The 255-nt window shown below is 56.1% G+C and carries 1 protein-coding gene; it reads left to right on the forward strand.

Annotation, left to right across the window (positions count from 1 at the left end; translation table 11 throughout):
* The coding region (locus JNB91_RS30590; RefSeq protein WP_220329140.1) for a transposase at positions 1–255 on the forward strand (255 nt) is incomplete at both ends.

Below are 255 nucleotides of genomic sequence, written 5' to 3' on the forward strand. Positions count from 1 at the left end.
CGGTGTCCTACGTTACGGCAATTGAAAATCCAGAAAACTTTCGAACGTCGCGCTCGGTTGGCGCTTGGCTTGGGCTGACAACGCGGCGTTATCAGTCAGGCGAGGTCGACTATGACGGCCATATCTCACGAAGGGGTGACAATCGTTTACGGGGGCTGCTTTATGAAGCGGCGACGGTGCTTTTGACGAGAACCAGTGCCAGGACCGAGAGCAGACTCAAGAGTTGGGGACTTAAGCTGCGCGAGCGACTTGGCT

The organism is Aliirhizobium wenxiniae (assembly GCF_019511445.1).
Taxonomy (GTDB): domain Bacteria; phylum Pseudomonadota; class Alphaproteobacteria; order Rhizobiales; family Rhizobiaceae; genus Neorhizobium; species Neorhizobium wenxiniae_A.